The 20,130-nt window shown below is 57.9% G+C and carries 18 protein-coding genes; 15 read left to right on the top strand and 3 right to left on the bottom strand.

Going from position 1 to position 20,130, the window contains the following annotated elements; genetic code table 11:
• Positions 1 to 2 precede the first annotated feature (2 nt).
• Together QP027_RS06730 and QP027_RS06725 are read left to right on the top strand one after the other, a co-directional pair.
• The gene (locus QP027_RS06730) at positions 3 to 803 is read left to right on the top strand and encodes a metallophosphoesterase family protein (protein ID WP_284823494.1); all 801 of its coding nucleotides are present in this window, start codon (positions 3 to 5) and stop codon (positions 801 to 803) included.
• Positions 803 to 1,462 (top strand): 4'-phosphopantetheinyl transferase family protein, encoded by a 660-nt coding sequence (locus tag QP027_RS06725; RefSeq protein ID WP_284823492.1) that lies wholly within the window; start codon positions 803 to 805, stop codon positions 1,460 to 1,462. The genes QP027_RS06730 and QP027_RS06725 overlap by 1 nt, the downstream gene beginning before the upstream one ends.
• Here QP027_RS06725 and truB read toward each other — a convergent pair.
• Positions 1,459 to 2,352, bottom strand: coding sequence for a tRNA pseudouridine(55) synthase TruB (truB, locus tag QP027_RS06720; protein ID WP_284823490.1), 894 nt, complete (start codon positions 2,350 to 2,352; stop codon positions 1,459 to 1,461). The two genes, QP027_RS06725 and truB, sit on opposite strands and share 4 nt — an antisense overlap.
• Positions 2,353 to 2,382: 30 nt before the next feature.
• On the opposite strand from truB, the gene QP027_RS06715 reads away from it, so the two are divergent.
• The 4 genes from QP027_RS06715 to QP027_RS06700 all read left to right on the top strand — a co-directional run bounded on the left by QP027_RS06715 (position 2,383) and on the right by QP027_RS06700 (position 7,355).
• A complete protein-coding gene (locus tag QP027_RS06715) occupies positions 2,383 to 3,351 on the top strand; it encodes a bifunctional riboflavin kinase/FAD synthetase (RefSeq protein WP_284823488.1) in 969 nt (322 codons plus the stop codon).
• A gap of 55 nt (positions 3,352 to 3,406) precedes the next feature.
• The gene (locus QP027_RS06710) at positions 3,407 to 4,363 is read left to right on the top strand and encodes a nucleoside hydrolase (RefSeq protein WP_284823487.1); all 957 of its coding nucleotides are present in this window, start codon (positions 3,407 to 3,409) and stop codon (positions 4,361 to 4,363) included.
• Between the two features lie 144 nt (positions 4,364 to 4,507).
• Positions 4,508 to 4,777, top strand: a complete 270-nt coding sequence (rpsO, locus tag QP027_RS06705) for a 30S ribosomal protein S15 (protein WP_284823486.1) — start codon at positions 4,508 to 4,510, stop codon at positions 4,775 to 4,777.
• Between the two features lie 301 nt (positions 4,778 to 5,078).
• Complete coding sequence (locus QP027_RS06700) at positions 5,079 to 7,355, top strand: polyribonucleotide nucleotidyltransferase (RefSeq protein ID WP_284823484.1); 2,277 nt, start codon at positions 5,079 to 5,081, stop codon at positions 7,353 to 7,355.
• Positions 7,356 to 7,422: 67 nt separating this feature from the next.
• On the opposite strand, the gene QP027_RS06695 is transcribed toward QP027_RS06700, so the two are convergent.
• Positions 7,423 to 8,067 (bottom strand): AMIN-like domain-containing (lipo)protein, encoded by a 645-nt coding sequence (locus QP027_RS06695; protein WP_284823482.1) that lies wholly within the window; start codon positions 8,065 to 8,067, stop codon positions 7,423 to 7,425.
• A 91-nt stretch (positions 8,068 to 8,158) separates the two neighbouring features.
• On the opposite strand from QP027_RS06695, the gene dsdA reads away from it, so the two are divergent.
• Positions 8,159 to 9,298 carry a D-serine ammonia-lyase gene (dsdA, locus tag QP027_RS06690; RefSeq protein ID WP_284823480.1) on the top strand — a complete coding sequence of 380 codons (1,140 nt, stop codon included), beginning with the start codon at positions 8,159 to 8,161 and terminating at the stop codon, positions 9,296 to 9,298.
• On the opposite strand, the gene QP027_RS06685 is transcribed toward dsdA, so the two are convergent.
• Positions 9,282 to 9,668, bottom strand: a complete 387-nt coding sequence (locus QP027_RS06685) for a VOC family protein (RefSeq protein ID WP_284823479.1) — start codon at positions 9,666 to 9,668, stop codon at positions 9,282 to 9,284. The two genes, dsdA and QP027_RS06685, sit on opposite strands and share 17 nt — an antisense overlap.
• Positions 9,669 to 9,785: 117 nt before the next feature.
• On the opposite strand from QP027_RS06685, the gene dapB reads away from it, so the two are divergent.
• The 8 genes from dapB to QP027_RS06645 all read left to right on the top strand — a co-directional run bounded on the left by dapB (position 9,786) and on the right by QP027_RS06645 (position 20,101).
• The gene (dapB, locus tag QP027_RS06680) at positions 9,786 to 10,532 is read left to right on the top strand and encodes a 4-hydroxy-tetrahydrodipicolinate reductase (protein WP_284823478.1); all 747 of its coding nucleotides are present in this window, start codon (positions 9,786 to 9,788) and stop codon (positions 10,530 to 10,532) included.
• 71 nt (positions 10,533 to 10,603) lie between these two features.
• Positions 10,604 to 11,362 carry an FAD-dependent thymidylate synthase gene (gene thyX / locus QP027_RS06675; protein WP_284823477.1) on the top strand — a complete coding sequence of 253 codons (759 nt, stop codon included), beginning with the start codon at positions 10,604 to 10,606 and terminating at the stop codon, positions 11,360 to 11,362.
• A 66-nt stretch (positions 11,363 to 11,428) separates the two neighbouring features.
• Positions 11,429 to 12,337 (top strand): 4-hydroxy-tetrahydrodipicolinate synthase, encoded by a 909-nt coding sequence (gene dapA, locus QP027_RS06670; protein ID WP_284823476.1) that lies wholly within the window; start codon positions 11,429 to 11,431, stop codon positions 12,335 to 12,337.
• A 2-nt stretch (positions 12,338 to 12,339) separates the two neighbouring features.
• On the top strand, positions 12,340 to 14,358 hold the full coding sequence (locus QP027_RS06665) for a ribonuclease J (RefSeq protein ID WP_284823475.1): 2,019 nt from the start codon (positions 12,340 to 12,342) through the stop codon (positions 14,356 to 14,358).
• A gap of 45 nt (positions 14,359 to 14,403) precedes the next feature.
• On the top strand, positions 14,404 to 15,009 hold the full coding sequence (locus QP027_RS06660) for a TIGR03085 family metal-binding protein (protein WP_284823474.1): 606 nt from the start codon (positions 14,404 to 14,406) through the stop codon (positions 15,007 to 15,009).
• A gap of 89 nt (positions 15,010 to 15,098) precedes the next feature.
• Positions 15,099 to 18,116, top strand: coding sequence for a DNA translocase FtsK (locus QP027_RS06655; protein ID WP_284823473.1), 3,018 nt, complete (start codon positions 15,099 to 15,101; stop codon positions 18,114 to 18,116).
• Between the two features lie 129 nt (positions 18,117 to 18,245).
• Positions 18,246 to 18,752 carry a DinB family protein gene (locus tag QP027_RS06650; RefSeq protein WP_284823471.1) on the top strand — a complete coding sequence of 169 codons (507 nt, stop codon included), beginning with the start codon at positions 18,246 to 18,248 and terminating at the stop codon, positions 18,750 to 18,752.
• A 176-nt stretch (positions 18,753 to 18,928) separates the two neighbouring features.
• On the top strand, positions 18,929 to 20,101 hold the full coding sequence (locus QP027_RS06645; protein ID WP_284823469.1) for a TerC family protein: 1,173 nt from the start codon (positions 18,929 to 18,931) through the stop codon (positions 20,099 to 20,101).
• Positions 20,102 to 20,130: the final 29 nt, after the last annotated feature.

Raw genomic sequence — 20,130 nt, 5'->3', positions numbered from 1 at the left:
TTATGACGACAACACTGTGGGCCGTCTCCGATTTGCACGCGGCGGTGAAAGCCAATCATGCGCACATCGCTACGTTGACGCCGCCCAACCCCAACGACTGGCTAATTGTTGCCGGTGATGTCGCCGAACGAACCGACGTGGTCGTCCGCGTGCTGGGCGAATTCACGCAGCGCTACGCCAAGGTGATCTGGGTCCCCGGCAACCACGAGTTGTTTTGTCGTGCCACCGACAGGGCACGAGGCCGCCACAAGTACGACGAGCTGGTCCTCGCTTTACGACGAATCGGCGTAGTCACACCAGAAGACGAATACCCAGTCTTCGACGGGGTCACAATCGTGCCACTGTTCACGCTGTACGACTATTCCTTCCGCGGGCCGGGAATGACAGTGGAGGAAGCCGTAAAGGCAGCCGAAGAGAAGCACATCATGATGACGGACGAGCTGGCTATCGCGCCGTTTGTCGATGTACGTGCTTGGTGCTGGGACCGCCTGACGTATTCGACCAAGCGCCTGTCACGTATTGAAGGCGAGACAATCCTGATTAACCACTGGCCGTTGGTGCAAGAACCAACGATGCGGATGCGGTGGAGCGAAATCGCGCTGTGGTGTGGCACCAGGCATACCCGCGGGTGGGCGCAGCGCTACAACGCCAAAGCAGTGGTCTACGGTCACCTACATATCCCAGATGTCACCACCTACGACGGCATCGAGCACATCGAGGTGTCCTTGGGCTACCCCAAGGAGTGGTCGAAATACGAACGTGAAGAACCGTGGCCGTATCCGGTGCTGGAGGTGGAGGACTAATGCAAGACGAAGAGCTTTTCCCGTCGGCAGCACGGTACGTCTATATCCTCTCCGAGCCCAAAGGAGTGGACCTGACTAATTACCACGAGCTGGATCCGTTGGAGCAGCTGTTGGTATCGCAGTCGGTTGATCGTCGTAAAGCAGAATTTGGCGATGCCCGCTGGTGCGCCCACCGAGCCCTGCATGAGCTTGGTGCGGACAATCGCGGCCCGATCTTGCGCGGAGAACGCGGTATGCCACTGTGGCCTGAGGGTTTTACGGGTTCTCTAACACACACGAAGGGTTTTCGCGCGGCGGTGGCGGCACCGAAATCGAAGGTGCTGGCGCTTGGTGTCGATGCCGAACCAGCGGAACCGCTTCCGGAGGGTGTGCTCGAGCAGATCGCGCGCCGTGGAGAGCTGAGCCAACTGCATAAGCTGCGCGCCGCGGGAATCAAGGGTGCCGACAGGCTTCTATTCTGCGCGAAGGAAGCCGTGTACAAGGCATGGTTCCCGATGACGCATCGCTGGCTCGGCTTCGAGGACGCCGAGATCGATCTGCGCCTCGACGGGACACTGGTTGCGTACCTGCTGGTGCGACCAACCCCATTACCGTTCATCGAGGGTCGTTGGCGAGTCCGCGGAAACTACGTCATCGTGAGCACCGCGATCAAGGCCTAAAGCGTAGATGGCCGCGCCACGAACACTGTCGAAAGACGCTTGCCCTGCTCTTTGATAAGCGCTACGACGCGACCGTCGGCGCCCACCGCCGCGTGCACGCCCTTGAGCCCGCGCGGTTCAAGCCACTTGCCCATGGACAGCGCGGCGTACTCATCGACGTTCACTTCGACGACGGGCCAGGCACGCTTCATGGCTTCGTCGATCGTGAGCGAGAATTTCGGTGCCGCTTCCAAGTCAGCCAGGGGCGTGGCGTCGTCGAGGGTGAAGGAACCCACTGCTTCTCGTCGCAAAGCAGTTAGGTGCCCGCCGACTCCCAAGGCTACACCGAGGTCGCGCGCGAGTGCGCGGATGTACGTGCCCGAGGAGCAGTGCACCCACACGTCGACGTCGATGAGCTGGTCGTGGCGACGGATTGCGCGAACATCGAACGTGAAAATCGTGACCGGGCGGGCCGGGATATCAACCTGCTTGCCTTCGCGCACCAACTCGTGCGCTCGTTTGCCGTCGATCTTGATCGCGGACACGCTCGACGGTTTCTGCTCGATCTCGCCGGTCAGTGCGGCTACCCCGGTCATGATCTGCTCGTCGCTGATCGACGAAGCATCCACCGTACTCGTGATCTCACCCTCAGCGTCATCCGTGGTTGTCGCTTGCCCCAGACGGATCGTCGCAGCGTAGACCTTGTCATGGGCAACAAAGTGAGCGAGAAGCTTAGTGCCACGACCGATACCTGCGACGAGCACGCCAGTGGCCATTGGGTCCAAAGTTCCAGCGTGGCCCACTTTGCGGGTAGAGAAGAAGCGGCGCAGACGGGCGACGACGTCGTGGCTTGTCATACCTTGTGGCTTGTCCACGACGACGATTCCGGATTGATGAAGGGGATCGGTCATAAATATCAAGTATGCCGTACTCTTTACGGTGTGGATATTTGGTATGGACTAGATTCAGTTCCCGCTTTAGAAAAGGGAACTGTGGTCACCATCGGTGTTTTCGACGGTGTTCACCGCGGTCATCAGCGGCTGATCACCAACGCGGTAGAAAAAGCACGCGACCTTGACGTGCCGTGTGTGCTGATGACATTCGATCCGCACCCAGTTGCCGTTTTCGCCCCGGAGCGCACCCCGACGATGCTGGCAACTCCAGCAGAGCGTGCGGATCTCGTTGCCGAGTTGGGCGTCGATCACCTGCTGATCATCGATTTCACTGAGGAGCTCGCAGGGGAGAGTCCGCAGGATTACTTCCGCAACGTGATCGTCGACAAGCTTAATGCGAAACACGTGTTGGTCGGGCAGAACTTCACTTTTGGCGCCGGTGGGTTGGGTACGTCCCAGACCATGGAGTCGTTGGGGGAGCAGTACGGTGTGGGCGTGACCATCGTCGAGTTGCTTGTCGACGATGGCGTGCGCGTGTGTTCCACGAATATTCGAAACGACCTCACCGCGGGCGACGTGCGCGGTGCAGCGGAAGCCCTCGGGCGTCGTTTCAGCGTGACTTCTGAGATCGAGCGAGGGGCTGGCCGTGGTGGCAAAGAGCTGGGCTACCCGACAGCTAACCAATACTTTGACGAAGCGGAAGCACTTCCAGGCGATGGCGTCTACGCAGGCTGGTTTACCGTAGTGGATGAAGGCGAGCTGGATGGCGATATGGAACCAGGCGTGCGCTATCCCGCGGCGATTTCGATCGGCACCAACCCGACTTTCGGGGACAATCAGCGGTCCGTGGAATCGTTTATCTTGGACCAAGATGCCGACCTGTACGGCCGTATCGCAACCGTTGAATTTGTGGAAAAGGTTCGTGACATGGTGAAGTTCAACTCCGTCGACGATCTTTTGGTCAACATGGCTAACGATGTGGCAACGACTCGCAAGATCCTTCAGCTGAATTCCTGAACCGGGTCTACAGTGTAAGGCGCATTTCTACTTTTCATTTCAAGGAGATTCTTTTATGGCCCGCAAGATCATTTTGGATCTGGATACTGGTATCGACGATGCTCTGGCGCTTGCATACGCGTTGGGCTCCGACGAACTAGAGGTGATCGGAGTTACCGGCACGTACGGCAATGTCTTGGTGGAGACGGGAGTGCGTAACTCACTAGCCATCTTGGAGCTCTTTGGCCGCGATGATGTTCCCGTGTTTGCAGGCCCAGATCACGCGCGCAAGCGTGATTCGTTCGAAGTATTAGAGATCTCCGAGTTCATCCACGGCACCAACGGGATCGGCGAGGCAGTACTTCCTGAGCCGAAGCGCCATGCAGAAAAGAAGTCCGCGGTGGATTTCCTAGTCGAATCAGTGCGTAAGTACGGCGACGACCTCGTGATCGTACCAACTGGCCCGTCGACCACCATCGCGGCAGCCATCGAAGCGGACGAAGACTTTGCCAAAAACGCCCACATCGTGATGATGGGCGGAGCCCTGACCGCACCGGGCAACGTTTCCGCGTGGGCCGAAGCAAACGTGAACCAAGACCCTGAAGCGACCAACCTACTCTTCCGTCGGGCCCAGGACGTGACCATGATCGGTCTTGATGTCACCCTGCAGACTCTGCTTACCACCAAGGAGACCACCCAGTGGCGCGAGCTCGGCACCCCTGGTGGCACCTTCCTCGCGGACGCTACCGACTACTACATCAAGGCATATGAGACCACTGCGCCTCACCTGGGTGGTTGCGGCTTGCACGACCCGTTAGCCGTGGCGGTTGCGGTGGATCCCTCGTTGGTTACCACCATCGACATCAACATGAAGACAGAGGTCGACGGCTGCACCCGAGGTCGCACCATCGCTGACGAAGAGCGCTTGAACGATCCGGTGAAGACCGCCAAGGTTGCAGTCGGTGTTGATGTCCAGCGTTTCCTGGGCGAGTTCATGCAGCGCCTGACCGCGCTGGCTTCCGCGAAGGCTTAGTGGAGGCCAAGGTCAGCGATTTGGAGTTCTCAGTCCGCGTCGCGTAAAGTCTCGTGAGGCTTTTAACACCGATGACTGTGGTTCGCAGCAGTCAGTCTAAAGCCATTCCGAAGAATGCGGACTGAAACAAACAAGGAGACTCCGATGGCACTGACCACCGAGAAGAAATCTGAAATCTTGAAGGAGTTCGGTCTTCACGAGACCGACACCGGTTCCCCAGAAGCACAGGTCGCACTGCTGACCTACCGCATCAACAACCTCACCGAGCACCTGAAGTTCCACAAGCACGACCACCACTCCCGTCGTGGCCTGCTGCTGCTCGTCGGTCGTCGTCGTGGCCTGCTGAAGTACCTGGCAGACAACAACGTCGAGCGTTACCGTGATCTGATCGCGCGCCTGGGTCTTCGTCGATAAGCTCAGCGCAGCTTTTCGATCCCAATCCCGTCCTGGCAACAGGGCGGGATTTTTGCGTCCTCACAACGGACCTCGTGCTTTTCGGGAGTGCTCGGCGCAAATACCGCGAGCCGACGCTAGTTTCACTCCGACTATTCGATCCGCTGAACGAGAATGTCCGTGAGTGACGTTGAAACCCATGGGGTCATATTGTTTGAACTGTGCAAACGCCGTGCGGACTGATAAAATGGCTCGCGTTACGAAAGTTCATCACGTCGGCGGCACCGAAGATCGCCGGGATTGACCCAACGAAAGGGCACACTTGAGTAAGCACACCCCCCAAAACTCCGTTGAATTCGCAGAATACGACGACTTTGGAATCACCGAAGCAATTGCAACGATCGACAATGGCGACTTCGGTACCCGTACCATCCGCTTTGAAACCGGACAGCTAGCACGCCAGGCTGACGGCTCCGTCACCACCTACCTTGACGACGACACCATGCTGCTGGCTACCACCACAGCATCGAACAATCCTCGGGAAGGTTTCGATTTCTTCCCGCTGACCGTTGATGTTGAAGAGCGCATGTATGCAGCCGGAAGCATCCCGGGTGGTTTCTTCCGCCGCGAAGGTCGCCCGTCTACCGAGGCAATCCTTGCTTGTCGCTTGATTGACCGCCCGTTGCGCCCGACCTTTGTCAAGGGCCTGCGCAACGAAGTCCAGGTTGTCATCACGGTTATGTCGATGAACCCAGAGGACTACTACGACGTTGTCGCTATCAATGGTGCATCGGCCGCGACCCAGCTGTCGGGTCTGCCTGTTTCTGGCGCCGTTGGCGGTGTACGCATCGCGTTGATCGCTGACGACAAGCACCCAGAAGGCCAGTGGGTTGCATTCCCTAACCACGAGCAGCACGAGCGTGCGCTGTTCGAGATGGTTGTCGCCGGTCGTATGGTTACTCGTAAGCGTGGTGGAAAGACCGTTGACGATGTAGCGATCATGATGGTCGAGGCTGGCGCAGGCAACAATGTTGTCGAGCAAATCAAGAACGGTGCACCCGCGCCGACGGAGTCCACCGTCTCCGAGGGCTTGGAAGCTGCGAAGCCATTCATCAAGACTTTGTGCGAGGCCCAGGCTGGTCTGGCAGAGCGCACCGCGAAGGAAACGCAAGAGTTCCCACTGTTCCCTCCGTACATCGACGAGGTGTACAAGAAGGTTGACAAGAAGGCGCGCAAGAAGCTCTCCGAGATCATGACCATCGCGGGCAAGCAGGAACGCGAAGACGCTTCCAACGCCTACATGGAAAAGATCGTTGACGATCTTGTCGACGACTTTGAAGACGAGCTTGACGACGACGCCGCCGAGAAGCAGATTCGCGCTGCTTTCAACGCTGTGATGAAGGACGTTGTTCGTGGCAAGATCCTTGCAGAGGGCTACCGCATCGACGGCCGTGGTACCACCGACATCCGCGATCTCGGCGTCGAGGTTGAACTCATCCCACGCGCCCACGGTTCCGCACTGTTTGAGCGTGGCGAGACCCAGATCCTCGGCGTGACCACCCTGGACATGCTGAAGATGGAGCAGCAGCTCGACTCCCTGCACCCAGATAAGTCGAAGCGCTACATCCACCACTACAACTTCCCGCCATACTCCACCGGCGAGACCGGACGTGTTGGCTCCCCGAAGCGCCGCGAGATCGGCCACGGTGCGCTGGCGGAGCGTGCGTTGCTTCCTGTGATCCCATCCCGCGAGGTGTTCCCGTACACCATTCGTCAGGTGTCGGAGGCCTTGGGCTCCAACGGCTCAACCTCCATGGGTTCCGTTTGTGCGTCAACTCTGTCGCTGTACAACGCAGGCGTACCCCTTGAAGCGCCTGTCGCTGGCATTGCGATGGGGCTTGTGTCCGGCGATGTCGATGGACAGGAAAAGTTCGTCGCTCTGACCGACATCCTTGGCGCGGAAGACGCATTCGGTGACATGGACTTCAAGGTCGCAGGTACTTCTGAGTTCATCACCGCATTGCAGTTGGACACCAAGCTCGACGGCATCCCATCCCAGGTCCTTGCAGACGCTTTGGATCAGGCGAAGGAGGCGCGCGATGCAATCCTGGAGACCATGGCTGTGGTCATTGACACTCCGGACGAGATGAGCGCACTGGCTCCGAAGATCACGACCGTGAAGGTCCCAGTGTCCAAGATCGGTGAGCTCATTGGCCCGAAGGGCAAGACCATCAACCAGATCACTGAGGACACCGGCGCAGACGTTTCCATTGAGGACGACGGCACCGTGTTCGTGTCGGCAGCTTCCGGCGAGGCCGCTGACCAGGCGCTGGAGAAGATCAACGCGATCGCTAATCCGCAGCTTCCTAAGGTCGGAGAGCGCTTCTTAGGTACCGTTGTGAAGACCGTGGCGTTCGGCGCATTCGTGTCGCTGACCCCGGGCCGCGACGGCTTGGTCCACATCTCCAAGCTCGGTGACGGCAAGCGCATCGAGAAGGTCGAAGATGTAGTCAACGTCGGCGACAAGATCCAGGTCGAGATCGCGGACGTGGACAACCGCGGCAAGATTTCCCTGGTTCCAGTCTCGGACGACGAGTAAGTACTGTTCGCTTAACGACGAACGCACCGCCACTGTCAACTTCAGCGGCGGTGCGTTTTCGCGTGTGCTACTTTTCTACGTCAACCACGACCCGCGTCGGGTTCTCTAGAACCGTGACAGAGTAGGGGCGCTGCTTGTCCACGCCGATGACATACTGCGTGTCTGCTTCGAATACCCCACCGTGAGTGACGCCTTGTACGTTTCCGGCTTGCAGGTCCATCGGACCCATTTGGATGAGCGGCGATTCGAGATCTCCCATGCCCATCGGCGTGCCGTGGATCATCAACTCGAGGTAGGCATCGCCCGTGACTTCGAGGGGCATTCCGGAAGCCTGCTGGCGAGGCTCGTCGGTGTAGCCCGCGTGATAGCCGGGGGTGCCGGTGCCGTCGAACTCGAAGACCACGCGGTCGAAGCCTTCGTGGGAGCCAACGCGGACATCCTTAATTACCAACTCTGCTAGTTCTGGAGTCGTGTCAGAAGTAGGGGCGACGTTAGCGGTACCAAGCATGACCTCTGGTTCGTCTGAAGCGATGGTCGATGTCGACTGATCGGAGGCTCCGTCTACTGAGTCTACTGAGTCTACTGAGGAAGCAGCCTCCGAGCTCGTCGACTGGGGCGCCGTGCTGGGCTGCTCGTTAGCTGGCGAGCACCCGGTCAGCACCAATGCCGCAACTAATGGGGCGGAAATAAACGCGAGTGTCTTCTGTTTCATAGTTTCACCATATCGTGCCACGAGACCGGTGCGAACACGCCAAGTGGAATCGTGAGCGAATCGTTGTACGTCGATCTCGTAGAGTAGAAACATGTCACCGCTACTCGACGACCTCCGCCGCGCCACCCCGACCGTGTGGCTAAACCCGAATCTCACCTCGTGGCGCAGTGCCCAAGCCGACTTAGAGTACGGGCGGATCGATATCGACGATGCCGAAGCGCTCCTACTCCGCCATGCGCCGTGGATCGCCGAGCACTTCGAAGGCACAGACCACGGGATTATCGAATCCCCTTTCATCCAGCGAGGCTCCATGTGGGTCAAACTTGACTCCCATCTGCCGATCTCAGGTTCGATCAAGGCCCGAGGTGGCATCTATACGGTGCTAAAGCTTGCCGACGACCTAGGTGGCCCACTTGGTGACCAAGCCTTCTATTCTCGGTACCGCATTACCGTGGCATCCACGGGCAACCTTGGGCTATCCATCGGAATTATGTCGGCCGCAATCGGTTTTCGCGTTGAAGTCCACATGTCGCGTGAAGCAAAGCAGTGGAAGAAAGACATGCTGCGCGAGAAAGGTTGCGTTGTCGTCGAACATGAGGGTGACTTCAACGACGCGGTCGCGATCGCACGGCAAACTGGGAAGGAGCCTGACACGTTTTTCGTCGACGACGAAAACTCGGCCGACCTGTTCATGGGATATGCCGTCGCGGGACGTCGCCTGAAAGCGCAGCTGGAACGGAGCGGGGTAGAGGTCACCCCCGAAAGCCCGCTCCACGTGTACCTTCCTTGCGGTGTCGGAGGAGGGCCAGGTGGTGTGCTCTTCGGCCTCAAAACCGAATTTGAAGACAACGTCCACGGCTATTTCGTCGAACCGACTCATGCGCCTTCGATGGTGCTGGGCCTCGCCACAGGGCGCTACGACGATATTGCAGTCGCAGACATTGGTCTCGATGGCATCACCGTGGCTGATGGGCTGGCTGTGGGAAGGACGAGCGGGTTCGTCGGCAAGCGAATGGGCAGGTCGGTAACCGCATGCGTTACCACCGACGACGCGACGATGCTGCGCGATGCAGAGCGCTTCTTTCATTCCTCCGGGTACTACCTTGAGCCGTCTGCGGCTGCGGGGTTCACGGCGTATGAACAATTCGCGCACTTGCCAGGCACGCACGTGGTCTGGGCGACCGGAGGATCAATGGTGCCAGAGCAGGAACGACTTAGTTCTGCTGAATAAGTTGGATGTAGTGGCCACAGGTGTCGTCGAAAACTGCAAAGGTCACATTCTCCATGGAGGTAGGCTCCATGGAAAACTGCACGCCGAGGGATTGAAGGCGGTGAAATTCACTTTGGATGTCGTCAACTGCGAATTGTGTGAAGGGGATTCCATCGGCATAAAGGGCCTCATTAAAGGTCTTTGAGGCGGGATGGCCGGTAGGCTCGAGAAGGAGTTCGGTTCCTTCTGGGTCTTCGGGCGACACGAGGGTGATCCAGTGTGCGTCGCCTACCGGCACATTATGCTTGACCTGAAAGCCAAGGGTATCGGTGTAAAAGTCGAGAGCCTTCAACTGATCGTCAAAGTAAATAGAAGTAATATTAATGCGCATATATCCCATTCTGCCTGATGCTCGTATCCAGCGACAACGGCAGAACGACGGAAGTGAACCGCGCACGCGTTAGCGAAACGTGATAAGACATTAGGTACAAAATTTAAGGAGCTTTTAATGACAATCAAAGTTGGAGTACTAGGCGCCAAGGGTCGCGTCGGTTCTGCTGTTGTCGCAGGTGTACAAGCTGCGGATGATTTGGAGCTCGTCGCAGAGGTCGATCAGAACGACTCTCTCGACGTGCTTGTTGAAAACGGTGCACAGGTCATCGTTGACTTCACCACCCCGAACGTTGTGATGGACAACCTCGAGTTTTGCATCAAGAACGGTATCCACGCAGTCGTCGGAACTACCGGTTTTGATGACGAGCGCTACGACCAGGTCCGCGCATGGATCAACGACAATCCACAGACCGGCGTACTCATTGCGCCGAACTTTGCCATCTCTGCTGTTCTCGCGATGGCTTTTGCAAAGCAGGCGGCACCGTTCTTCGAGTCTGCCGAGGTAGTTGAGTACCACCACCCGAACAAGCTTGATGCACCGTCGGGTACCGCGGTCAAGACCGCACAGGGGATCGCAGAGGCTCGTCGTCAAGCGAACCTTCCTGCGATGCCAGACGCAACCGAGACCTCTCTGGACGGCTCCCGTGGCGCCGACGTTGATGGTGTCAAGGTACACGCGGTTCGCATGACCGGCATGGTCGCGCACGAAGACATCATTTTCGGTACACGCGATCAGTCGCTGACGATCCGTCAGGATTCCTACGGCCGCGAGTCCTTCGTGCCGGGCGTACTGACTGGTGTGCGCCAGGTTGCGGACCACCCTGGTTTGACCATCGGCCTGGATAACTACCTAGGGCTCTAAGCGCAGATCAGGGCCTGTAAGCTGTAGTACCTAATACTGTTTGCAGGCTCTACAGGCAAGGATGGGTAGGAATGGCCGAGGTTAAAGAACTCGATGTGCAGCTCATTGCGGCGACGGAGTTTACTCCGCCAGCCGACGTGGACTGGAAGGCTGACGAGTCGGCAACCGACGCGGAGGCGCTAGTCGAATTCGCGGGTAGAGCGTGTTACGAAACCTTTGACAAGCCGAACCCGCACACCGAGGCCAACGAGTCCTACCTGCGCCACATCATGGAAGTTGGGCACACCGCCCTTCTTGAGCATGCCAGCGCCACCATGTACGTCCGTGGCCTGTCACGCGCAGCTTCCCATGAGCTGGTCCGGCACCGGCACTTTTCCTTCTCGCAGCTCTCGCAGCGCTTCGTCCATACCGATACCAACGAAGTCATCGTCCCGCCGCTCATTGCAGAAGATGAGGATCTCAAGCGCATCTTCCTCCGGGCGGTGGACGAGTCTCGATTCATCTACGACGAAATGCTTGCAGGGCTCGAAGAAAAGCTTGCCGACGAACCAAACGCCCTGCTGCGCAAAAAGCAGGCCCGCCAAGCGGCGCGCGCGATCTTGCCGAACGCCACAGAGTCCCGCATCGTCGTCACTGGCAACTACCGCACGTGGCGACACTTCATCGCAGCACGCGCAACCGAACACGCAGACGTGGAGATCCGCGGACTAGCAGTTGCATGTCTCAAGATCCTCCAAGACAAAGCCCCAACGCTTTTCGACGATTTTCTCATCACCACCCTGGCCGACGGATCAGAAATGGCGGCCAGTCCCTACGTCACTGAGTTCTAGTAGGTTCTAGTAGTTCTAGTGCGTGGGTCACACGACAACTCTACGAAGAAGGTAACCTTGAGCCCCATGAGCACTCCAATGACAGCACACAACGGAGCGGAATACTTCGGACGTGTCAGCGTCGCAATGGTCACCCCGTTTGACCCAAGTGGCGCACTTGATCTCAACGCTGGACGAAAGCTCGCAGCCCACCTGGTAGACAACGGAATCGATTCCCTTGTCCTAGCAGGCACCACGGGTGAATCTCCCACCACTACCGTGGAAGAAAAGATCGCGCTGCTCAAAGCAGTGAAGGAAGAAGTGGGTGACCGTGCCAAGCTGATCGCTGGCGCAGGCACCAACGATACTGCGACCTCAGTGGCGCTTGCACAGGCATCGGCTGAAGCGGGTGCTGACTCGCTGTTGGTTGTCACGCCTTACTACTCCAAGCCATCTCAAGAGGGGCTGGTACAGCACTACCGGAAGGTTGCGGAGGCAACCGATCTGCCGATTCTGTTGTACGATATTCCTGGTCGCTCTGGCATCCCAGTTGAAGCAGACACAATTCGCGCCCTGGCCGAGATTCCAACCGTCAAGGGAATGAAGGATGCGAAGGGTAATTTCAATGAAGCAGCCCCGCTAATTCAAGAAACGGGACTAGCCTGGTACTCTGGCGATGATCCGCTAAACGTGCCCTGGCTATCACTGGGCGCCACCGGTTTTGTTTCGGTGGTGGGACACGCAGCTCCTGCACTATTGCGCGAACTATTAACAAGCTTCGAGGAAGGCGACCTCGCCCGGACACGGGAAATCAACGCCAGCACCATGCACGTGCTTGCAAAGCAGCAGGCAATTTTGGGTGGTGCGACATTTGCTAAGGCAGCTCTGCGTCTGCAGGGCATTGAAGTAGGAGAGCCACGTCTGCCTGTCGTCGGTGTTGACGAAGCACAGATGGAAACTCTCCGCCAAGAATTACAAAAGGCTGGAGTCCTCTAAATATGAATGAACCCCGTAACCGTTCCCGAAAGGTCACTCGCAAGGCGGGTCCACCGGAAGCAGGCGACCAAGCGCCCGTATTCCAGGCAGCAGAGAACACTACTGCTCCGCAGGGCGATGACACCGGAAACAATGGCTCCAACGCCAATGCCAACGGAAACAATGGCAACAACGGAAACGGGGGCAACCGCGGTGGTGGCAACCGCCGTCGTGGAGGACGTGGACGCGGCGGGCAGCAGAACCGTCGCAACCCAATGAAATCCATGCAGGGCGCGGATATGACTAAGCGCCTTCCAGCTCCGCCGAAGGCTCCAAACAACGGGCTCCGTATCTACGCTCTCGGCGGTATTTCTGAGATCGGTCGAAACATGACCGTTTTCGAGTACAACGGACGTCTGCTCATCGTTGACTGTGGCGTATTGTTCCCTTCCTCCGGTGAGCCGGGCGTTGACTTGATCCTTCCTGACTTTGGCCCGATCGAGAAGAAGTTGGACAAGGTTGAGGCGCTCGTCGTCACGCACGGGCATGAGGACCACATCGGTGCGATCCCATGGCTGCTGAAGATGCGCCCAGACCTTCCGATCTACTCGGCTAAGTTCACCAACGCGCTCATCGCTGCGAAGACGAAGGAACACCGTCTTCGCCCGAAGTTGCACGAAGTCAACGAAAAATCCGAGATCACCGTCGGGCCATTCAATGTTCGCTTCTGGACTGTCGGACACTCCATCCCAGACGCTCTAGGTCTGTCGATCCGCACCGGCGCTGGACAGGTCATCATGACAGGCGACATCAAGCTGGACCAGACCCCATACGACGGCAAGCCAACCGACCTCCCTGCATTGTCACGCTTTGGCGACGAGGGTGTCGATCTGATGCTTTGCGACTCCACCAACGCGACCACGCCTGGTTTCTCCGAATCCGAAAAGGGTATCGAGGAGAACTTCATTCGCCTGATCGCGGGTGCGAAGCAGCGCGTGATCTTGGCTTCTTTCGCCTCCAACGTGTCTCGAGTACAAATGGCGGTAAACGCTGCTGTAGCGAATGGTCGCAAGGTGGCGTTTAACGGCCGATCGATGATCCGCAACATGGAGATCGCTGAGAAGATGGGGCTGCTGAAGGCTCCACGCGGAACCATCATCAGCATCGATGAAGCATCCAAGATGGCTCCGCACAAGGTCCTCCTGATCACCACAGGAACCCAGGGCGAGCCGATGGCAGCGCTGTCGCGCATGTCGCGTCGTGAGCACCGCCAAATCACGGTCCGCGACGGTGACCTGATCATCTTGTCCTCCTCAATGATTCCTGGCAATGAAGAGGCCGTTTACGCTGTGATCAACAACCTCGCCCAGATTGGCGCAACCGTTGTGACCAACAAGGATGCCCACATTCACGCGACCGGCCACGGCTACTCCGGCGAGCTGCTGTTCCTGTACAACGCGGCCCGTCCGAAGAACACCATGCCTGTACACGGCGAATGGCGTCACATGCGAGCTAACAACGAGCTGGCAATCTCCACCGGCGTCAAGCGCGAGAACACAGTCCTGGCTCAGAACGGTGTTGTTGTCGACCTAGTCAACGGCCGCGCACAGGTGGTTGGCCAGTACCAAGTTGGTCACCTGTACGTTGACGGCGAAACCATGGGTGAAGTCGAAGCAGACGTATTGGCGGACCGCACGAACCTGGCTGCAGGCGGCGTTGTGTCCATCACCTGCGTGATCGACTCCCGAACCGGCCGCTTGCTGGAGAGTCCACAGGTATCCACCACAGGCTTTTCCGAAGACGATCGTGGTGTGACCCCAGAGGTTGCCGAGATCGTGGAGAACACGATGAACGATCTTGCGGCCGAAGGCGAGAACGATCCATACCGTATGGTTCAGCAGGTACGCCGCAAGGTGTCCCGCACCATTGAGCAGAAGTACAAGCGCGAGCCTGTGATCTTGCCTACGGTTGTTCCGATGACCTCCGACAACCACTTGCCGGTGGACGACGACACCGTCGAGGCGGCACGCGAGTCCCTCTAAAAACGAGCCGGTTCTCACTCATGCACCTCAGCTATGCTGGGGTGCATGTCTTTTGCTCAGACGGAGAGAAACCGCTTAGCCCAGCTGCTTATCGACGAAGGCCCCGACGCACCGACCCTGTGCGAAGGATGGACAACCCGTGATCTGGCAGAACACCTCTACATGCGAGAAAACCGACCAGTCGCTTTCTTACCGGGTATTGGCAACCGCGCGCGCAAGTTTGTCACTGAGCGCGATTATGAAGCGCTAGTCAAGGCTTGGGCAGCGGGACCACCTGCCCCAATCAAGCCGGTGGATTCGCTTCTTAACACTGCCGAGAACTTTGTCCACCATGAGGACGTTCGTCGAGGCGACGGCGAGGCGCGGGTGCGAGATTTTAGCAAGCAGATCGACAAGGAACTGATGAGGTGTGTGGCTCGCTTTGGGCGCGTGCTCTTGTCTAAGTCTGCGGTGCCGGTGATTTTGTCTCCAACGAGCCTGCCGCCTGTGACAGTGGGTGACAAGCGAGGTGTCACGGAGCGCGGTGACAACGTCGTGCGCGTTGTGGGTGAGCCGGGCGAGCTGCTCCTATGGGTCTTTGGTCGAGACGCTGTAGACGTCACCGTGTCCGGCGATCCGGAGTGCATCGCAGTGTCAAGGCTAAACGCTTGACGCTTGCGAGGCTGGCGGGCTAAAAATATTGCACCGTGCCCGGTGTGGCAGATGTGAAAAATGTGACAACTGGTACTAGTCTTAGTGGCATGTCTGTCAAGAGTTCCGCGCCACGCAAGTCAGCGCGTTCGACCACCGGCCCGAAGGGGCGAAATGGTCGGACGCGTTCTACTCGTTCAACGACACGAAGCACTGCCTCTGGATCATCGCATGCAACAACGACGCAGCTGGCAGCCGTTACCGCCGACGAGCGCGTCGGCTCTGCCTACAAAGCTGTAGGCTCAGCCTTTGGTGCGGTGGCGCGTGGAACCGCGCACGGGATTGGATCCTTGACCCGCGGAGTCGCCTCGATCGGTGGTTCTATGGGCGAGCATAGAAATGACATCGAAAATTCCGAGGAGGAACAGATCGCACAGCGCGACGAACGCACATCTCGATCTTCGAAGAAGAGCAACGAGAAACGCGATGAAACTGAAGAGCAGGAATTTGCAAGGGGAGAAGGTTCCCAAAGAGCCGATGCGACCGGTCTAGCGCTTCTTGGTTTGGCGGCGATCATCGGTGCGTCGGTATGGCTCGATATCGCAGGCCCAGTGGGCGCAGCGATCTCTTCCGCAGTGCATTTGGCGATTGGTGCGGGTGCGCTCATCCTGCCAGTTGTCCTCGTTGCCATCGCACTTGCCTTGATGCTGGATTGGCATGCGGAGCGAAAGACTCAGACCAATGTGGTCATCGGCGTAACTCTCATCGCTGTGTCCATGCTTAGCCTGATGCACATTATTGTGGGTAACCCAGCCGAGTGGGAAGCGCGCAAAGTGGCCGGCGGTGCGATCGGTGCCTGGATCGGCGGCAGCATAGCGGCCGGCTTTTCCAGCTACGTCGCAGTTCCACTGCTGATTCTGCTCATCATCTACGGCGCACTGAAAATCACAGGTGTCACGGTGCGTCAACTCTTCGACCAAATCGTTGAGGCAATGTCCGCGCTCGGCTCAAAGAACTTCACCGACGACCCAGCCGCGGACGAGACCGACGACTATGACCTCTACTCCTATGTTGACAACGAGGTCGAAGACATCGTAGAGGGCCGTTCCCGCCGGGCACGGCCACGCCCAGCCCCGCGTGTGAAGCCAGTCACTCCAATGGACAACTACCCGGCGGACGAACAACAGACGCTTTTCGAGGCACCAAGCGACGAATTCAATCCTGATGCTGAGCCGGAAATCGATGTTGACGAACCTGCGCCCCCTGCTTCGCAGCAACCGAAGAAGCGTGCGTCAACTCGTCGTCGCCAAGCGCAATCCGCCCCTGCGACAGCTGTGGCGAGCGACGACACCGACGAGCTTCCGGCGGTAAGTGACGATGCAGTTGCCAGCTCGCGGGAAACAATGCGGCAGGCGATCATCGCACGATCGGGTATCGATGCCACCGCAATTCCGGCTTCGACTCCAAAGTCAGAGCTGAACAAGGAGGCTCCCGCACCCGCGCCACGCAAGCCGGAAGAGCACACCGACTACAAGTTGCCGTCCGCTGACTTGCTCACCCCCGGCAAGGCTCCGAAGACACGCACTGAAACCAACGACCGCATGATCGAGGCGATCACTGAGGTTTTTGATGAGTTTAAGGTCGATGCGCAAGTGACCGGTTTCTCCCGTGGCCCAACAGTGACCCGGTATGAGGTTGAGCTCGGCCCTGGTGTCAAGGTTTCCAAAATCACTAACCTGCAGTCAAACCTTGCCTATGCCGTTGCCACCGACAACGTTCGCCTACTTGCGCCGATCCCAGGCAAGTCCGCCGTGGGAATTGAGGTGCCTAACGCCGACCGCGAGATGGTGCGACTTCATGATGTACTGCAGGCTCCTGAGATCGTAGCGAACGAAGACCCGATGCTCATTGGTCTGGGCAAGGATATCGAGGGCGAGTTTGTCGCGCACTCGATCCAAAAGATGCCCCACCTGCTCGTTGCCGGTTCGACCGGTTCCGGTAAGTCTGCGTTTGTCAACTCGATGCTTGTTTCGCTGCTTACTCGCGCGACACCAGACGAGGTCCGTTTGATCCTCGTCGATCCGAAGATGGTTGAGCTGACACCATATGAAGGCATCCCGCACCTGATCACCCCAATCATCACGCAGCCGAAGAAAGCATCCGCGGCGCTGCAGTGGCTGGTCGAGGAGATGGAGCAACGCTACATGGACATGAAGTCTGCCCGCGTGCGCCACATCAAGGACTACAACGCCAAGGTTCGCTCCGGCGAGTTGCAGGCACCGCTGGGGTCCGAACGTGAAATGAAGCCTTATCCATTCATCGTGTGTGTTGTTGACGAGCTAGCCGACCTCATGATGACTGCGCCGAAGGAGATCGAGGATTCGATCGTCCGCATTACCCAAAAGGCTCGTGCTGCCGGAATCCACTTGGTGCTGGCAACCCAGCGTCCTTCCGTCGACGTTGTCACCGGTCTGATCAAGACCAACGTGCCGTCCCGACTCGCGTTTGCTACGTCCTCGCTTACCGACTCCCGCGTGATCTTGGACCAAGCCGGTGCCGAGAAGCTCATCGGTATGGGTGACGCACTGTTTATCCCACAGGGCGCTGGAAAACCGCAGCGTATGCAGGGCGCGTTTGTTACCGACGAGGAGATCCAAGCGGTTGTCGATGCAGCCAAGGATCAAGCCGAGCCGGACTACACCGATGGTGTCACCGAAGACAAGCAGGCCGAGAAGAAGGTCATCGATGATGACATCGGCAAGGACATGGACGATCTACTCGAGGCGGTTGAGCTCGTAGTAACTGCCCAGCTCGGTTCCACATCCATGCTGCAACGTAAACTGCGTATCGGTTTTGCCAAGGCAGGGCGCCTGATGGATCTCATGGAATCCCGTGGAGTCGTCGGACCATCCGAGGGCTCCAAGGCCCGCGAAGTATTGGTCAAGCCCGAGGAGTTAGACACAATAATCTGGATGATTAAGGGCGCTGACCCGGCCGAGGCTCCCAAGGAAGTTCTCGAAGAAGAGGCGATGCTTGACGACGACCCCGCCGCCCCGGAAGAGTCATCCAGTGATGATGACACCCGCGTGGTTCAAGCCACTTACAACCCATCGGCGGGTGCCTTCTAGTGTTCGACACCCCGGGGTGAGGAGAAACCGTAGGTCAGAGGCCTACGGATTCTTTTCGTATATGGGTGTGAGATCTGCACGCGTCGAGCACTCTCGGTCCTGCTGAGCATTCTGACTATCCTGGGACACATGGATACTAAGAACACATATCTCAATCTGATCGACCGCGTCGAAGCACAGGTGGACAAGCTGCCACGCCTGTCAGAGAAGCAGTTGAACTTCAAAGCAGCGGGCCATCCAAACACCATCGCATGGAATCTCTGGCACGCAGGTCGCGTCCTCGATGCGATGATCGCACCGGTCGCCGGCACCGAACAGGCGTGGGACACCCAAGGCTACCGCGAGAAGTTCGGGCTCGGGGACGCCGCCGAAGGAACGGGCTTTGGACACACGAGTGCAGACGCTGCCCAGATCGTGGTGAACAACAAAGAGGTCCTAGTCGATTACATCAAGGTTGGGTTAGAAAATCTGCGCGCCTTTGTCAATACCATCGGTGAGCAACAGTGGGACGAGATTATCGGCGAATTCCACGGAAAGCCGGAACGCCGTCAGGATCGCATCAGCCTTGTCATTGTTGATTCTCTGCAACACATCGGCCAAGCAGCTTTCCTAGCTGGCGCTCCCCACAATAAGTAATCTTTGTGTATAGTTTGCGGGGTATCTTGGAGGGGAGTACCCCGCAATCGGCTCCGATCGTCAACACGGTTCTTTAATGAACCCGGTCGAGTCGGCCTAGCCCGCTAGCTGGGCGGGGGAGACCTCCGGTCAACACACAGTTACTCAACGCTTATTAGACCGGAGGAAAAGTACGCATGTCCGTACCTTTGTGGATCTGGGCAGTCACGCTCATTGTGATTGCTGGGTTCTTCATCTTTGACTTCTACTCTCACGTCCGAACGCCACACGAGCCTACGCTCAAGGAATCGGGATTCTGGACACTCTTCTACGTCACAGTCGCGCTGCTTTTCGGCGTCTTCGTCTGGTTTGTTTGGGACCATGAACATGGTTTGCAGTACTTCACCGGCTATGTGACGGAAAAGGCTCTCTCGGTAGACAACCTCTTCGTGTTCGCGCTGATCATGGGAGCATTTAAGATCCCGCGTAAGTACCAACAGAAGGTATTGCTGCTAGGCATCGTGATCGCTTTGATCGCCCGCCTGATTTTCATTCTGCTCGGAGCGGCAATGATTGCGGCATGGTCGGACGTGTTCTACCTGTTTGCTATCTTCCTGCTCTACACCGCGATCAAGCTCTTCGTCGATGAGATCCGTGACGCTCCAGAAACAGACCCCAACGACATGCTGGTTGTCCGTTGGCTGCGCAAGGTCGTCCCAGTGACCAAGTCCTACCACGGTGATCGCCTTTCTTCGAAGGAAGAAAACGGCAAGTTCGCGCTGACCCCTTTGTTTGTGGCCCTCGTGGCGATCGGTCTGATCGACGTCATGTTCGCATTCGATTCCATCCCTGCGATCTACGGCATCACCTCTGAGGCATACCTAGTGTTCACCACCAACGCATTCTCCTTGATGGGTCTGCGCCAGATGTACTTCTTGCTGGATGGACTCTTGGATCGTCTCGTGTTCCTGCCATACGGTTTGGCGATTATCCTGGGCTTCATCGGCGTGAAGCTGATGTTCCACGCGCTACATGAAAATAACCTTCCATTTATCAATGGTGGCGAGAACGTGCCTGGAGTCCCAGAGATCTCTACGGTGGGATCACTGGTGACAATCATCGGTGTCTTGGTAATCACGGTCCTTGCCTCGCTGCTGAAAGATAAACGTGATGAGCTCCAAGGTGGCCACCGTGGGCCAGCCACCCGAATCGACTACGATGACCACGGCAACCGTCGGCGTGTAGACACCCGAGGTCGCCACATCGAGTGGATTGACGATCCAGCTACCTCGGGCCGCGGAGACCACACCGCATCTGGCTCCCGCGATGTCGATCACCTCGAACCCGAACCACACCCAGACGATCTGTAAACGATCAAGAGAATGCCCTCCCTGGCGCT

The sequence above is a fragment of the Corynebacterium breve genome (assembly GCF_030252165.1).
Taxonomy (GTDB): Bacteria; Actinomycetota; Actinomycetes; order Mycobacteriales; family Mycobacteriaceae; genus Corynebacterium; species Corynebacterium breve.
This window is presented reverse-complemented; position numbering and strand designations above follow the sequence as displayed.